The organism is Paenibacillus sp. IHB B 3415, from assembly GCF_000802655.2.
In the GTDB taxonomy this organism is placed as follows: domain Bacteria; phylum Bacillota; class Bacilli; order Paenibacillales; family Paenibacillaceae; genus Paenibacillus_AQ; species Paenibacillus_AQ phytohabitans.
The window spans coordinates 42,090-56,220 of record NZ_JUEI01000040.1 but is presented as its reverse complement, the minus strand read 5'-3'; the positions used below and the strand labels follow the sequence as shown (position 1 = coordinate 56,220).

Here is a 14,131-nt window from a genome sequence, read left to right as displayed (position 1 = left end):
ATTAATTCACAGACTTCTGAAATTATGCTGCTTCCATTCCTCGTACCACCGGGTTATATTTGCCGGCAGGCCGATTCCCAGTTCCCCGTTCCAAAGAGCTGTCATCGTGTTATATTGCTCCTCGACCCCTGAGCGTTCACCGATGATATCATACGTTTTCATAAGTCCGAAATATCCCTGTTCGAAATAAGGCTGAAGACGGACAATACGCTGATATATCGTAACAGCCTCCGGGAGTTTGCTGGTCTCTATATAGAACGCTGCCAGACTCAGTGCATGATGCAGCCAGATCGTCCGGAGCCGCTGACGTTCACTCTCAGCCCATAAATAATCGTAGTCGGCCAAATAATCACCAGTGTAGAAATCCAGCAGACGCTGATGCTCTTGAATATTGCCAGCGCTGACCGGCTCCAGAGTAAGAAGGCCTTTCTCCCATTCGTAGCTGTCGATTAAAGCGCCTCCGGTCTCCAGGGTATAGCCTTCTCCGCCGCTGACATTATTGATGGGCAGATCGATTTCTCCCTGCTTCAAGCACTGCCTTACTTGATAAATAGTAGTGTACAGGTGGGTTGAGGCTTTTTTGAGATTGAAATCAGGCCACAGGAGGTCGATCAGGCTATCCTTGCTGACAAACCGGTTACGGTTATGAAAAAGATAAGCAAACAGCTCCTGGGCTTTCGAGGTACGCCAGCGGATATTGCTTAGCGGCTGTCCGCCGCGCTCGAAACGCAGGGACTGGAGGCTGCGGATCATGATTTGATGATCTGTAATTTTCTTGTCGGGCTCCAGCTCTATCCGTTCCTCCAGACGCTGAATAGTCTTCACCAGCCTGCTTCTGCTTACCGGCTTCAATACATAATCAAGCGCGTTTAGCTCAAAAGCATCTACAGCGTAGTTATTATATGCAGTCACAAATATGATTTTGGCACGGGGGCAAAGATTCTGCAGGATTTCACCAGCTTGAACTCCATTCATCTCGGGCATATCAATATCCAGGAAAATAACTTCCGGGTCCAGCTCCGGTGCTGCTTTTACCGCTTCATAAGGGTCTGTAAAGGCGGCAAGGATCTGTACTGACGTTAATTCTTCAAGCATGAGCTGAAGTTTAATAAGTGCAAGCCGTTCATCATCCACTAGCATAGCTCGAATCATTTCTGTCCACCGCTTTCCTTATCTTTATCGCTGAAACGGATAACATCCTCTTAAGGAGGAGCAGCCGTTTCTATTTGAATGCTGCCTAGCCATGATGATAAATGAATTCGACAAGAAAAAGGAATTTCCCTTTCTGTAGAGGATAAGCCCCATGTAGGATATAGTAAAGTAAAATAGACTACAAAAATTATATTAAAAAAATTTCGCATGTCCTGCAGGGGGATCAGCCTGCCCGGCGTCTAACGTTATGTAACTGAAGGAGGGGAGAATTACTTGGAAGAGACGGAGTGGATTACTGCTGTGCTCAGCGGAGAGCATCAGGCCTTCGGGCATCTGGTGACACGTTATCAGGGCATGGTATACAGTGTATGCATCAAAATTACAGGAGAAGCCGAGTCGGCCAAGGATATGGCCCAGGAAGTCTTCATCAAGGCCTATAAGGCTCTTCCCTCCTTCAGAGGACAGTCTTCATTCTCCACATGGCTGTACCGGATTGCTTACCGGACCTGTCTGGACTGGAAACGGGCCAATGACCGGGAATGGCGGCACCGGAGCACTGCGGACTACACGGAGAATGATTGGGTGACTTCGCAAACACCTGAGCAGGCGGCGCTCCGCAAGGAAGCCTCCCAGGAGCTCGGTGAGAATTTGAACAGTCTGACAGAGCCGTACCGGTCGGTTGTGCAGCTGTACTATTTTCAGCGACACTCGTATCAGGAGATTGCCGATCAGAAAGGAATTTCGGTCAAAACGGTTGAATCGCAGCTGTATCGGGCCAGACAGATGATGCGTAAAAGCGGGGAGGAATGGCGATGAATTGTGCAACAGTAAAAGAATGGATGCCGCATTATATCGATGGCCAGCTGCCGCCTGAGGCGCAGCAGACAATCCGCCTGCATGCCCTGTCCTGTCCCGACTGCGCGCAATGGCTGGAAGAGGCACGCGGTCTCGCAGCGCTGTGGAATGAGATGGATGCCGGGCTGGACGGCCTTGGCCAGGAAGCAATGCAGCCTGTGGACTTCCCTGATCTTACAGCGGATGTGATGGCTCAGATTGACCGTATGGAGAATGGCCGCAGGGAACGGGTGATTAAAGCAACAATGTCCAGACGGCGCACCGCTCCGGGAACCTCATGGATGCATTATGGCGTTGCCGTGGGGCTGACTTTTCTCCTGCTGCAGTTCGGTGTGTTTGAACACCTTGCCTATGGCATTACCGAAATTAATGGGCAAATGTCCACTTCAGTCAGCGCCTGGTTCGGCCCTCAAGGCAAATAATCCAACAATCAGCAGGGGCTTTTCCGGCTAATTCATACTAATTAAAACCTGCGTACGATAGAAGCAGCTTTGCTGCAAGAAGATTTCGAAGAAGCGGATGTTCCGCAAAACTCAGCGTATGCTTTCGAAGCAGTTTTGCTGTAAAGAGAGTTCTGAGAAGCGGATGTTCCGCAAAACTTTTAGGAGGGTATTATATGATTAAGAAAAGACGCTGGCTCACTTTTCTCCTGGCGATGGTTCCGGGACTGGGCCATATGTATTTAGGCTTCAAAAAGCTGGGTCTTGAGTATATGCTTGGAGCATCGCTGTGTATTATGTTCATTCCGTCGATGCCCACCGTATTTCCGTTCGCGCTGGCAGCACTCTGGTTCTATCAACTATTCGATGCGCTGCAAAAAGCGGCCTGGATGAAGCTCTCTGCGGCTGAGCATGAGCGGATGATGTTCCATCCGGATAGCTTCGGGGCACCTTGGACTATGGGAATGCCGGCACCTCCGGTGTATCCGCATGATGATGTTAATCCGGTATGGGTAGGCATAGGCTGTGTCATAGCGGGTATTATGCTAATGCTCATTACGGTATTTCCAACCCTCTGGAGAATACTCAATGACATGAACATCGGGGCGATCGTGCTGTCTCTTGCCTTGATCGGATATGGACTGAGAATGCTGAAGAACAATTCTAAAGTATAGTGAAATGGGGAAATGAATTATGGGGAGATGGAAAATCGGCAGCTTTACCGCCGCAATAGGCTGCATTGTGATTGGGGTCATTGTAGTACTTGCCCAGTACGATGTAATCACTTACGAGGCGCTGGGCTATATCTGGCCGGCACTGCTTATTCTGTTCGGGCTGGAGATGCTGCTTAGGCTCTTCATTAAATCGGATGTCAAGAGCCGTGTGAGCGGCTGGGCGATTGTACTGATTATCGTGCTTGTCGCGGCAAGCGGGGCACAGACGGTGCTGGCCGGCGGTTCGCTGAGCAGTATCTTGGGCAATACAACGCTTGTCCCGGTAAGCGGGAAGGTAGAAGTGAATCAGGAAATTAAGAGTGTACGGATTGAATTGCCGGACGGCAAGGTTAAGATTGAAGGCGTGCAAGGAAACACCCTGGAATATGAAGGAAAGCTGGAGCTGCCGGGCAATACGGACAGTGAAGCAGCAAGCGCACTAGAGCGTAAATGGAAAGTGACGACCGAAGGCGACACGCTTGTCATGGAGCTGGAAGGAGATTCCGGCTGGCTCGCGAACATCCAGTTCGGAATTAATGTCAAAGCTCCTTACCTGAATGTCAGCATTCCGCAGAATTTAGCCGCCCAGGTAGAGACCAGCGACGGATCCATCGAAGCTGCCGGCCTGACGGCCGGCATTGATGTGGACACCAGCAACGGGACAATGGATATCCATGATATTACCGGAGGCGTGGAGGCTCACACCAGCAATGGTACAGTAACCGTGCAGAATATACAGGGTAAAGTGGAGCTGGTCAGCTCGAACGGGGCGATTACACTGGGCAATATCGACGGCTCCTTATCTGCCAAGAGCAGCAACGGGAAGATTACGGTCAATTCTGCGGTGACAGGCGACTGGGAGCTGAAATCCAGCAATGGCAAGATTATAGTGGGCCTGCCGGCTGTTACGGATGCGACAATCCATGCGGATACGAGCAATGGTTCCCTTAAAGGGAATGTTACCTGGGATGGCGATGATAACAATGGAACAGCTGTGCTTGGCAGCGGAACCCATGAAGTTACATTGTCCACCAGCAATGGTTCTGTGACGGTGGACACAGCACAATAAATCGCACAAAGAGCTGTTTACCGGAATAATTGCCGGTGAACAGCTCTTTTTATGACCTGCTATAGAACAAGAATACGAGTCAGATCTGGGTTCTTAAACCCTGCTTACCAAGCATAAGCCTTTGGAGCAGCACCGCCGGGTCCCGGGAAAATCTCGTCCAGACGTTTCAGCACGGACTCGTCCAGGGTGATCTCCAGGCTGCGCAGCGCGCTTTCGAATTGTTCCAGCGTACGCGGCCCTATAATCGGAGCCGTCACCGCAGGATTGGCCAGCAGCCAGGCCAGTGCGATATTATCCTGCGGTTCGCCCAGTTCCAGACTCAATTCCGCAAAGGCTTCCAGCTGGCTCTTATGCTGCTCTACACGTTCTGAATTGCCCCCGCTGCGGCTGCCCTCGATCTTCTTCAAGGCGTTGCGGCCGAGGAGTCCCCCGTCAAGCGGGCTCCACGGGATAATTCCAAGACCGAGATGCTCGGCAGCAGGCAGGACCTCCAGCTCTGGCAGGCGGCAGGTGAGGCTGTATTTATGCTGTTCCGATACCAGGCCCAGGAACCCGCGGGCCTTCGCTTCCTGCTGGGCTACGGCAATATCCCAGCCGGCAAAGTTACTGGAGCCGACATAACCGATCTTGCCCTGGCTGACAGCAAGCTCAAAGGCGCCCCACAGCTCGTCCCACGACACGTTGCGGTCGATATGGTGCATCTGGTAGAGTTCAATATGATCGGTCTGCAGACGCTGCAGAGAGGCTTCCAGGTGCCTGCGGATAATATAAGAAGAGAGGCCGGCCTCATCGTTTGGACCATCCAGCTTGTCACTCATTGCGCCATAGACCTTGGTAGCGAGCACAACCTTTTCACGGCGTCCGCCGCCCTGCTTGAACCAACGCCCGATAATGGTCTCGGTCAGGCCGGAATTCTCACCCCAACCATATACGTTAGCGGTATCAAAAAAGTTGACTCCGGCGTCCAGCGCAGCATCCATGATGCGGAAGGCTTCCTTCTCGTCGGTAATCGGCCCGAAATTCATCGTTCCCAGACAGAGGCGGCTAACCTTCATACCGGACTTGCCAAGCTTAGTATATTGCACCTTAGTATCACTCCCTCATTAAGATGACAGCATTTGCATACTAATTGTAAACAACTTAAGAATCAAGAGCAAACTGCGGTGCAGTTTTTATCAGTGCCAGATACGGTAACCGTACTCCTATAGGCTTCGCCTATCAGTTCAATAGAATCTATATCTTTGTCCTTTGTCTGTTGTTATGATACAACAATATACAGAAGAACTATGTCTGCGAGCAGCAGGACTACCTAAGGAGTGACAGGAATGAGCGAGGTTAAGAAAATCGCCGTAATTGCCGGGGACGGTATCGGACCTGAAGTTGTGGCAGAAGCGGAAAAAGTATTGAAAAGAACGGAAGAAGTGTTCGGCTTTGCTTTTGAAACGGAGCATGCCCTCTTCGGCGGAATTGCCATTGACGAGCGGGGAACACCGCTGCCGGAGGATACGCTGGAAATCTGCCGCAGTGCAGATGCCGTACTCCTGGGAGCTGTTGGCGGACCGAAGTGGGATAACAATCCTAAGGAGCTGCGTCCGGAAACGGGACTGCTGGGTATCCGCAAAGCACTGGGTCTGTTCTCCAATCTGCGTCCTGCAGTTGTCTTCGACTGCCTGAAGGATGCTTCAACGCTGAAACCGGAAGTACTGGAAGGCACGGACCTGATGGTGGTGCGTGAGCTGACAGGCGGTATTTATTTCGGTGAGAAGCTGCGCCGTCAGGGTGAACACGGGGAAGAAGCTGTGGATACATGTGTATACAACGTAACGGAAGTAGAGCGCATTGTACGCCAGGCGTTCGAGATTGCCGGCAAACGCCGGAATAAGCTGGCCAGTGTCGATAAAGCGAATGTGCTGGAGACCTCGCGCCTCTGGCGTGAGGTAGTGAACAGACTGGCGCCGGAATATCCGCAGGTAGAGCTGGAGCATGTGCTGGTGGATAACTGTGCAATGCAGCTGCTGCGCCGCCCTTCGAGCTTCGATGTAATTGTTACTGAGAACATGTTCGGAGATATCCTGAGTGATGAAGCGGCGATGCTGACCGGTTCCATTGGTATGCTGGCTTCGGCTTCACTGGGAGAAGGCAGCTACGGCCTCTACGAGCCGGTACACGGCTCTGCGCCTGATATTGCCGGCCAGGGGCTCGCGAATCCGATCGCGACGATTCTGTCGCTTGCGCTGATGTTCCGCATGACCTTCGGCTACGAAGAGGCAGCGGCTGCCATAGAAGCAGCTGTCGCAGAGGTACTCGATGCCGGTCACCGGACCAGCGATATCGCTGTAGACAAGAGCAAGGCAATCAGTACTACAGAGATGGGCGATCTGATTGTTGCCGCTATCCGCAAAGCCTAGTTCTACCACATATGCCCTCCTTTGACGCAGAAAGAAGAAAAACTTCACAAAATGTTGCTTATTTATAATAATTATAAAAAAGTAATCAATGTAATATTGACTTTGATTTTGTACGATGATAACATTTGTTCTGTAGCAGCAACAATGTAACCATCCCATCAAAATCAAGAAAAGCATATTGCACCGGCTAACGGCACCGTAGTTGTTTTTCTTACATAATCAAAGGAGGATTTAAGCAATGGCAGAACGTTTGGTAGGTAAACCAGCCCCTGATTTCTTCATGGAGACAGTAACGGGCGACGGTAAGGATTTCGGTAAGGTTAGCTTGTCCGACTATCGCGGCAAATGGCTTGTATTCTTCTTTTATCCGCTTGATTTCACATTTGTATGTCCGACCGAAATTACAGCACTGAGTGATGCTGCGGCTGATTTCGCAGAACTCGATACAGAAATTCTTGGTGTGAGCATCGACTCCATCCACAGCCACAAAGCCTGGTTGACAACCCCTAAGGATATGAATGGCCTTGGTCCGGTTAACTTCCCGCTGGCGTCTGATATCACGAAGAAGGTTGCCAGCGATTATGGCGTCCTGATCGAAGAAGAAGGTATCGCACTCCGCGGATTGTTCATTATCGATCCTGACGGAGAACTGAAATATCAAGTGGTTAACCACAATGATGTAGGCCGCAGTGTAGAAGAAACTCTGCGTGTACTGCAGGCCCTGCAATCCGGCGGGCTGTGCGCTATGAACTGGAAACCGGGCGACAAGAATCTGTAAGCTGCCGGTCCTCATCAGCTGCGATCTTTGATATACGAAGAGAACCTCCTTGCGGGAGTATTTCCCGTCAAGGGGGTTTTTTGCACCAAACGGCCCATCCTTAGCGGACAAGCCGTTTGAAAATGGGCGTAAAGGTTAATATATAGCTTCAAGGAGAGGAATCTCTCCTGCCATTGTGTAATATAATAATAGGAATTCAACGGAAAAAATCAAGGAGGGTGAACAAAAATGAGCTTTTGCTGTGGAGCGAGTATGGTTGGAACTAAGGGGACCCTAAAGCATTATCGCACGCAAGTCCATAATGTTCCCCTGCTTTTTTGTCCGGTATGCCACCGGGTAGAGGTACATTATAAAGTCGAAAATGAATATGAAATCCTGGCAGAATATGCCCATGGCGACGGAGTTACGGATGTTGATTTCCAGGATTATGTAATGGAAGATGAGGAAGCGATCTTCGAGAATGTGATAAATATGGAGAGCGAGGATCCGCTCGCTATTGTGCGCAGCCAAATCGACATGTCGCTTGACCTGCTGGCCGTAGCCAAACAAATTGGCGATACCAAATGGGAACGTGAACTGAAAAAGCGTCTGGCGGTTATGAGTCAGCGGCGCCACCGGCTGCAGCAGAAAGCCTGAATACCCAAGCTTAATGCTTCCACGGAATGTCATAAAAGAGGAGAGTCTTCGCGAAATGCGGAGGCTCTTTTCATTGTATTTGCAGGAAACGAAACATTCTAACGATATTTAATGTGTCTTAAGAATCATTTTAAGAATATTTTTATCATTCGACAGTTTCTCCGATTGCGTTGTCTTCTTCTCTTGGATATGATTGGAATATAGTTGAAACGGTTGGATAATATAATACGATTTCCGAATGTTCTGGCGGCTTCGTCATATACTCATATACATAGTAATTTGATGTCGCTTAAGCGTCTTCGTCAATTGCAGTAAAAGGGGGAACTTCGTATCGTGATAAGCCAATATCAGGAAAGCTTGCTTTTACCGGCAAGAACGTTTCAATCCGGACCGATGGATACTACATATGAGGATGTTCTGGAGCATATCGACAGCGGGATTCTGCTTTTTGATGAAGAGGGAGTTCTGACGTTTGTAAACAAGCAGATGTACGGCATATTGGAACTGGGCCGTCATTCTCTGCTTGGCTGCACCCTGACTCATTTGATAAGCCATATTCAACTAAGCCGTTTTAAGAAGAAGCTCGTTTTGCGGAGCTACCGTGAAATGGTGGTCAAAGGTAAGCCAAGCTATGAATTTGTAGATGAATATGGCCGGTACTGGCGCGCCTCTCTCTGCAGCGGTGAGCAGATGAAGGGCTGCTACCTGTTCACGCTCAAGGAGATCTCAGACTTCAAGCTGATTGAACAGACAGCATACCAGAACGACAGTCTGGCGATGCTCGGCAGACTATCAGCTTCAATTGCTCATGAGATCCGCAACCCGCTGACTGCGATCCGGGGTTTTATTCAACTGCTGCATCCCCATCTTCACCTGCTCGGCAAGGAGGAGTATGCGAAGATTATATTGGCTGAGATTGATCGTGCCAATGACATTATTCATGAATTTCTGACTTCCTCCAAGCCATCGGTACCACAGGTCAGTATGATTCCTGTCTCGGCGCTGCTTAAGGAAGTCGTTCTGCTTACAGAGAGTGAAGCTCTGATGAAGGGCTGCCAGATTAATCTGCAGGTGCTTCAGGAAGATCTGTTCATCTCCGGAGACACGAAACAAATGAAGCAGGTCGTCTTAAACATGATTCGAAATGCTATGGAAGCGATCGCGGAGAGAGCGGATGATTCCATGGGCAAAATAGAGGTCGGCGCGCGCAAAGAAGGAACAGAGGTGCGGATTTTTATCTCTGACAATGGCAAAGGCATGGATATCTGCACACTGGATAGGCTGTTCAATCCTTTCTTTACCACGAAGGAGAATGGTACGGGATTAGGACTCTCGGTCAGTGACCGTATCATCAAGAATCATGGAGGCTGCATCTCTGTCAGCAGCCGGCTGAATGAGGGAACCCGGTTCGTGATTTCGCTCCCTCTCATTCATTAATCTAACAATAGACTCGGTATTTCCAGGCTTCCGGGTTATAATCAATATATTAAGGGCTGATTCCTGCAGTGCACGGTCATGTGCGGGAGATCAGCCCTGTCTGCGTTATTTGGAATAATACAGTGAGTCAGTGGAGGGGTGCAGCATGAATATTGAATGGAGCAGCGGTTCAGAGGCAGCTTCGCTGCAAGGCGATGCCTTATGTTTCATAGTCTCGGAGGAACAGGCGCAGGGGGAAGGACTTTCGGTCGAATGGGCGGAAAGGATCAGTCTGTTGTCCAGGGCAGGGCTGTTTAGCGGCAAGCTGGGGCAAATTTACCTGCTGCCGGTGACTGGCCGTCCGGAGCTGCCGGTAGTCATTCTGGCCGGAAGCGGCAATGGCAGCGCAGCAGTCCATGACCTGCGGCTGCTGATGGCGCAGGCCGCCAGGGCGGCTCACAGACTGAAGGCTGCTACCCTGATCGTGCAGATCCCCGATCAGCTGAACCAGCTGCCTGAGGCCCTGAAAGCTGAGACAGCAGGCCAGGCCCTTGCAGAAGGCCTGGTCCTTGGGTCCTACCGCCGCAGACAATACAAGCTGGAGCAGCCGGGCTACGCCGGCTTAATCGCCGTAAGGCTGCATATGGAGCGTCAGACCGAAGAGTTAGAGGATGAGCGCTGGAAGTCAGGTGTGTTGCGGGGGCAGGCTTTTGGGGAAGCGACGAATCTGGCCCGGGATTTAACCAATCTCCCTGGTAATCTGCTGACCCCTTCAGAGCTTGCGGCAGCAGCCATCGAAGTAGCCGAACGCCACGGCCTTCCTGCTGAGGTGCTGGATGAACGTGAGATTGAGCTTAAGGGAATGGGCGGATTACAGGCCGTCGGCAAAGGCAGTGTGAATCCGCCGCGTATGATAGCCATTCGCTATCAGGGAACCAATCAGTGGGAGAATGTGGTGGGGATTGTCGGCAAGGGCATCACCTTCGACACTGGAGGCATTTCACTCAAAAGAGCTCCTGGGATGGAGGATATGATCAGTGACATGGGCGGTGCAGCCGCAGTACTCGGAGTCATGGAGGCCTTGGGGCGTTTGCGCCCCCGGATCAATGTGGTCATGCTTATTCCGTCGGCGGAGAATATGCCGGCAGGCAATGCTTTTAAACCTGGTGATATTATAACCTCCCTCAGCGGAAGAACGATTGAAGTGCTGAATACCGATGCGGAAGGCAGAGTAGTTCTGGGAGATGCAATCACGTATGCGCGGGAGTGGGGAGCGGAACGGATTATTGATGTCGCCACGCTAACCGGGGCCGTCTTGTCCATTCTGGGCGATGTGGCTACGGGTGCTGTAACGAATGATGAAGGGTTCCTGGCGGAGCTTCTGGAGGCCTCCAGGCTGTCAGGCGAGCAGATATGGGCCCTGCCCGTCTATCCGGAATTCCGCGAGATGCTAAAAAGCGAGGTCGCCGATATCCGCAATGCTGCCGGAAGATACGGCGGAGCTACTACAGCCGGATTATTCATCGGCGAATTTGCTGAAGGTCTGCCATGGATTCATCTGGACATTGCCGGAACGGCATTTTTGTCGAAAGAGCGGGGAGTGAACCCCAAGGGGGCAACGGGTGTGATGGTGCGTACGCTGCTGGAATATCTGCTCCGCTTAGCTCCTGGCTCTGGATTCGAGGCAGATACTGCCCAGTCCTCTTCATAAATCTGTTATGACCCGTATGAAGCTAAACAGCCGCAGTCTCCGGATTCCCGGGACTGCGGCTGTTTAAGATTGGACTATTTTTTGGAAGAAGCGAGTTTGGTTTGAGTCACATCCTATTTTCTGGCTTTCATCTGTGCAGTAAGGGGGCTGTTTAAGATTGGACTATTTTTTGGAAGAAGCGAGTTTGGTTTGAGTCACATCCTATTTTCTGGCTTTCATCTGTGCAGTAAAGGACTGGACCCCATTCATGATATTGTCCCGCGTATTCTTATTCTTCAGCAAGTAGGCTGCTCCCAATGCTACCGTAGTAAACAATGTCTTTTTGGTGTTCATGGTAATTCCTCCTTGGTATGGTCTGGCTGTAATTGCTTATAACTAACATACCCGCATGCCAAGGATTCTAAACGAATTGTATTCTTTTCTCTAGAGACGCAGACGGATCTAGTGTTTGGGATCGGCTGTAGTTCCGCAGCAGGACAAAGGTGAATCCAGCGATGCGGCCGAACAGGTTTTGCTTTTGTCACAGCCGGCACAGGCGCCTTCTTTGCCCTTTTGAACATGACGGTACAGCATCCAGCCGGAGTACCCGAAGATAAGCGCTACAATCAGAATATTGACTATCATTGCTGCTCTCGCTTCCTCTCAGTAAATCTTGGACTTGCTGCCTCTACGACCATCCCAACAGCCGGCCGCCCTGGAAAATAACCAGTGACACGGCATACGCCAGTACCAGTGAATATCCCATGGAGAAGAAGGTCCATTTCCAGGATGCCGTCTCTTTCCTGATTACTCCGACCGTGGCCAGGCAAGGAATATAGAGCAGGATGAAGGCCATGAAGCTGATCGAACTAAGCGGTGTGAAGACTGAAGCAATTTGTCCTTCCAGCCCTGCGCTATCCGGCGCATGGTAAATGATATTCATGGTGGAGACCACAACCTCTTTGGCGAGGAAGCCGGGAACCAGTGTGGAACCGGCCTGCCAGGTGCCGAAGCCGAGCGGCTGCAGCAGCGGTGCGATCAACCCTCCGAATTTGGCCAGGAACGAGTGGTCCATCTCCACATTGAATCCGGCAGGACCCGCGTAGGACATTAGCCAGATAATGACCGAACCGGCAAGAATGATGGTTCCTGCTTTACGCAGGAAGCCTTTGCCCTTCTCCCAGGTGCTGCGGCCTAGTGTCTTGAACTGCGGCATCCGGTAAGGCGGCAGCTCGATGATGAAGATGGAGGATTCATTCTTGAACAGATGTTTGGAGAATAATTTACACAGAATCAGGGCGAAGACTACTCCCATCACATACATCGCCAGCACCGCCGTTGCTTGCCGGGCCGGGAAGAAGACCGCTGCAAACAGCAGGTACACCGGCAGCCGGGCTGAACAGGACATCAGCGGCATAAGCAGTGTTGTCAGCATCCGGTCTTTGGGCTGTTCGATACTGCGCGCAGCCATAATCGCCGGCACGTTACAGCCGAAGCCGATAATGAAAGGGATAAAGGCTTTGCCGTTCAGGCCCATCCGTTCCATCGTGCTGTCCATCAGCAGGCAGACGCGTGCCATGTAACCGGAATCCTCCAGGAAGGAGATCATCAGGAACAGAATGAAAATCTGGGGAACGAAGACGAGCACGCCGCCGACACCGCCGATAATGCCATCGACAATCAAAGCATGAGTAAAGCCTGATGCACCGATCACCTGCAGCAATGAGTTGGCTCCGTCACTGAGGGGGCCCCCAATGAAGCCGTCCAGAAGATCCGATAAAGGTCCGCCTACCCAGTCAAAGGTCGTTTTGAACATAGCATACATAAAGACGATAAACAGAGGCAATCCCAGAAAACGGTGAGTCAGGATGGAATCCAGCCGCTCTGTCAGATTATGCGGTTTCTGCTTCGTCGCATCGATGGCTGACGCGCATACACTGCGGATGTAGTCCATGCGGATGGAGCGGATCCACTGCGGAAGGGTAAGCGCCAGCTTCTGTTTTTGCAGCTGGGTCTGGCAGGCATCGCAGAGGAGCATCAGCTCGGAAGTATCCATACGTTTCTTGAGCAGCTCCAGTACTACCGGATTCTGCTCCATCAGCTGCAGGGAAACCCAGCGCAGGTTAGGCAGCCCGGAGATCTGCTGCAGTTGATTTGAAATAGAAGTTATCGTCGCTTCAACGAGTTCGCCATAATTCAGATGGAAGCTTACAGGCGGAATATTCGCCGGCTTCTCCAGAACGCTCAGCACCTGGCTGCTTCCTTTGCCTGTTCTGGCAATCAGCGGTAACACGGTTATCCCAAGCTGTGCCTGCAGTATTTCAGGATTCACCTGAATTCCACGGGCATTGGCAACATCCATCATGTTCAAACCGAGTACAATCGGCTTGCCGTATTCGAGCAGCTGCAGGGTAAGCAGCAGATTTCGTTCCAATTGCGATGCATCGACAATATTGATGAGTGCTTCGGGTGATTCTTCGATCAGATATTGGGCGGCTACGCCCTCATCGCGGGAGAGCGGATGAAGTGAATAGATTCCGGGTAAGTCGATCAGCATGCCGGCTCCGTTCTTCAGGCTGCCGACCTTCTTCTCAACAGTAACGCCTGCCCAGTTCCCGACATATTCATACGAAGATGTGAGTGTATTGAAAAGCGAGGTCTTTCCGGTGTTTGGATTCCCTACAAGGGCGATGGAGCTCATGAAACTTTCACCTCAATCATCGAAGCTTCCTTCCGGCGGATAGCGAATAATTGACCGTTACATTCCAGCGTAATGGGGCCCATAAAAGGACCTTTACCCTTCAGGCGGATCATTACACCTTCGGATACTCCAAGATCGGCAAGACGGCGGCGCAAGATGGGGTTCATGCCTTCAATTCTATAAATAGAGCCGATAGTGCCCGGTTGTAAACGCAGCAAGGAGCAGGATGCAGAAGCCATTGTAATCCCTCCGAGAGAGATTGATAATCAATCT

General features: G+C 51.1%; 15 protein-coding genes. 9 read left to right on the top strand and 6 right to left on the bottom strand.

The window, feature by feature from the left end; all coding sequences use genetic code 11:
- Positions 1 to 6: 6 nt before the first annotated feature.
- On the bottom strand, positions 7 to 1,152 hold the full coding sequence (locus QW71_RS18210) for a response regulator (protein ID WP_083442611.1): 1,146 nt from the start codon (positions 1,150 to 1,152) through the stop codon (positions 7 to 9).
- 273 nt (positions 1,153 to 1,425) lie between these two features.
- On the opposite strand from QW71_RS18210, the gene QW71_RS18205 reads away from it, so the two are divergent.
- From QW71_RS18205 to QW71_RS18190, 4 genes are all read left to right on the top strand, one after another.
- Positions 1,426 to 1,968 carry an RNA polymerase sigma factor gene (locus tag QW71_RS18205; RefSeq protein WP_042134488.1) on the top strand — a complete coding sequence of 181 codons (543 nt, stop codon included), beginning with the start codon at positions 1,426 to 1,428 and terminating at the stop codon, positions 1,966 to 1,968.
- Positions 1,965 to 2,429 (top strand): zf-HC2 domain-containing protein, encoded by a 465-nt coding sequence (locus QW71_RS18200; protein ID WP_039301494.1) that lies wholly within the window; start codon positions 1,965 to 1,967, stop codon positions 2,427 to 2,429. The genes QW71_RS18205 and QW71_RS18200 overlap by 4 nt, the downstream gene beginning before the upstream one ends.
- 194 nt (positions 2,430 to 2,623) lie before the next feature.
- Positions 2,624 to 3,121 carry a hypothetical protein gene (locus QW71_RS18195; RefSeq protein ID WP_039301491.1) on the top strand — a complete coding sequence of 166 codons (498 nt, stop codon included), beginning with the start codon at positions 2,624 to 2,626 and terminating at the stop codon, positions 3,119 to 3,121.
- Between the two features lie 19 nt (positions 3,122 to 3,140).
- On the top strand, positions 3,141 to 4,229 hold the full coding sequence (locus QW71_RS18190) for a DUF4097 family beta strand repeat-containing protein (RefSeq protein ID WP_039301489.1): 1,089 nt from the start codon (positions 3,141 to 3,143) through the stop codon (positions 4,227 to 4,229).
- Positions 4,230 to 4,333: 104 nt separating this feature from the next.
- On the opposite strand, the gene QW71_RS18185 is transcribed toward QW71_RS18190, so the two are convergent.
- Positions 4,334 to 5,314, bottom strand: a complete 981-nt coding sequence (locus tag QW71_RS18185) for an aldo/keto reductase (RefSeq protein WP_039301486.1) — start codon at positions 5,312 to 5,314, stop codon at positions 4,334 to 4,336.
- A 240-nt stretch (positions 5,315 to 5,554) separates the two neighbouring features.
- On the opposite strand from QW71_RS18185, the gene leuB reads away from it, so the two are divergent.
- The 5 genes from leuB (at position 5,555) to QW71_RS18160 (ending at position 11,178) form a co-directional block, all read left to right on the top strand.
- Complete coding sequence (gene leuB, locus QW71_RS18180) at positions 5,555 to 6,637, top strand: 3-isopropylmalate dehydrogenase (RefSeq protein WP_039301483.1); 1,083 nt, start codon at positions 5,555 to 5,557, stop codon at positions 6,635 to 6,637.
- A 238-nt stretch (positions 6,638 to 6,875) separates the two neighbouring features.
- Positions 6,876 to 7,415 carry a peroxiredoxin gene (locus tag QW71_RS18175; RefSeq protein ID WP_039301479.1) on the top strand — a complete coding sequence of 180 codons (540 nt, stop codon included), beginning with the start codon at positions 6,876 to 6,878 and terminating at the stop codon, positions 7,413 to 7,415.
- Positions 7,416 to 7,643: 228 nt separating this feature from the next.
- Positions 7,644 to 8,051: a hypothetical protein gene (locus tag QW71_RS18170; protein WP_039301477.1), complete on the top strand. Its 408-nt coding sequence runs from the start codon at positions 7,644 to 7,646 to the stop codon at positions 8,049 to 8,051.
- Positions 8,052 to 8,384: 333 nt separating this feature from the next.
- Positions 8,385 to 9,488, top strand: coding sequence for an ATP-binding protein (locus QW71_RS18165; RefSeq protein WP_039301474.1), 1,104 nt, complete (start codon positions 8,385 to 8,387; stop codon positions 9,486 to 9,488).
- Positions 9,489 to 9,633: 145 nt separating this feature from the next.
- Positions 9,634 to 11,178: a leucyl aminopeptidase gene (locus tag QW71_RS18160; RefSeq protein ID WP_047013842.1), complete on the top strand. Its 1,545-nt coding sequence runs from the start codon at positions 9,634 to 9,636 to the stop codon at positions 11,176 to 11,178.
- Between the two features lie 201 nt (positions 11,179 to 11,379).
- On the opposite strand, the gene QW71_RS41830 is transcribed toward QW71_RS18160, so the two are convergent.
- The 4 genes from QW71_RS41830 to QW71_RS18145 all read right to left on the bottom strand — a co-directional run bounded on the left by QW71_RS41830 (position 11,380) and on the right by QW71_RS18145 (position 14,097).
- Complete coding sequence (locus QW71_RS41830; RefSeq protein ID WP_268794622.1) at positions 11,380 to 11,511, bottom strand: hypothetical protein; 132 nt, start codon at positions 11,509 to 11,511, stop codon at positions 11,380 to 11,382.
- A 108-nt stretch (positions 11,512 to 11,619) separates the two neighbouring features.
- Entirely contained in the window at positions 11,620 to 11,802 is a 183-nt protein-coding gene (locus QW71_RS18155) for a FeoB-associated Cys-rich membrane protein (protein WP_039301473.1), read from the bottom strand.
- Between the two features lie 43 nt (positions 11,803 to 11,845).
- Positions 11,846 to 13,858, bottom strand: coding sequence for a ferrous iron transport protein B (gene feoB / locus QW71_RS18150; protein WP_039301472.1), 2,013 nt, complete (start codon positions 13,856 to 13,858; stop codon positions 11,846 to 11,848).
- A complete protein-coding gene (locus QW71_RS18145; protein ID WP_039301469.1) occupies positions 13,855 to 14,097 on the bottom strand; it encodes a FeoA family protein in 243 nt (80 codons plus the stop codon). The genes feoB and QW71_RS18145 overlap by 4 nt, the downstream gene beginning before the upstream one ends.
- Between the last annotated feature and the right edge of the window lie 34 nt (positions 14,098 to 14,131).

Bases quoted from the DNA above. Each gene is read 5' to 3' on its own strand.
- QW71_RS18210 (WP_083442611.1), bottom strand. From the start codon at position 1,152: ATGATTCGAGCTATGCTAGTGGATGATGAACGGCTTGCACTTATTAAA.
- QW71_RS18200 (WP_039301494.1), top strand. From the start codon at position 1,965: ATGAATTGTGCAACAGTAAAAGAATGGATGCCGCATTATATCGATGGC.
- QW71_RS18195 (WP_039301491.1), top strand. From the start codon at position 2,624: ATGATTAAGAAAAGACGCTGGCTCACTTTTCTCCTGGCGATGGTTCCG.
- QW71_RS18190 (WP_039301489.1), top strand. From the start codon at position 3,141: ATGGGGAGATGGAAAATCGGCAGCTTTACCGCCGCAATAGGCTGCATT.
- leuB (WP_039301483.1), top strand. From the start codon at position 5,555: ATGAGCGAGGTTAAGAAAATCGCCGTAATTGCCGGGGACGGTATCGGA.
- QW71_RS18175 (WP_039301479.1), top strand. From the start codon at position 6,876: ATGGCAGAACGTTTGGTAGGTAAACCAGCCCCTGATTTCTTCATGGAG.
- QW71_RS18170 (WP_039301477.1), top strand. From the start codon at position 7,644: ATGAGCTTTTGCTGTGGAGCGAGTATGGTTGGAACTAAGGGGACCCTA.
- QW71_RS18160 (WP_047013842.1), top strand. From the start codon at position 9,634: ATGAATATTGAATGGAGCAGCGGTTCAGAGGCAGCTTCGCTGCAAGGC.
- QW71_RS41830 (WP_268794622.1), bottom strand. From the start codon at position 11,511: ATGAACACCAAAAAGACATTGTTTACTACGGTAGCATTGGGAGCAGCC.
- QW71_RS18155 (WP_039301473.1), bottom strand. From the start codon at position 11,802: ATGATAGTCAATATTCTGATTGTAGCGCTTATCTTCGGGTACTCCGGC.
- feoB (WP_039301472.1), bottom strand. From the start codon at position 13,858: ATGAGCTCCATCGCCCTTGTAGGGAATCCAAACACCGGAAAGACCTCG.
- QW71_RS18145 (WP_039301469.1), bottom strand. From the start codon at position 14,097: ATGGCTTCTGCATCCTGCTCCTTGCTGCGTTTACAACCGGGCACTATC.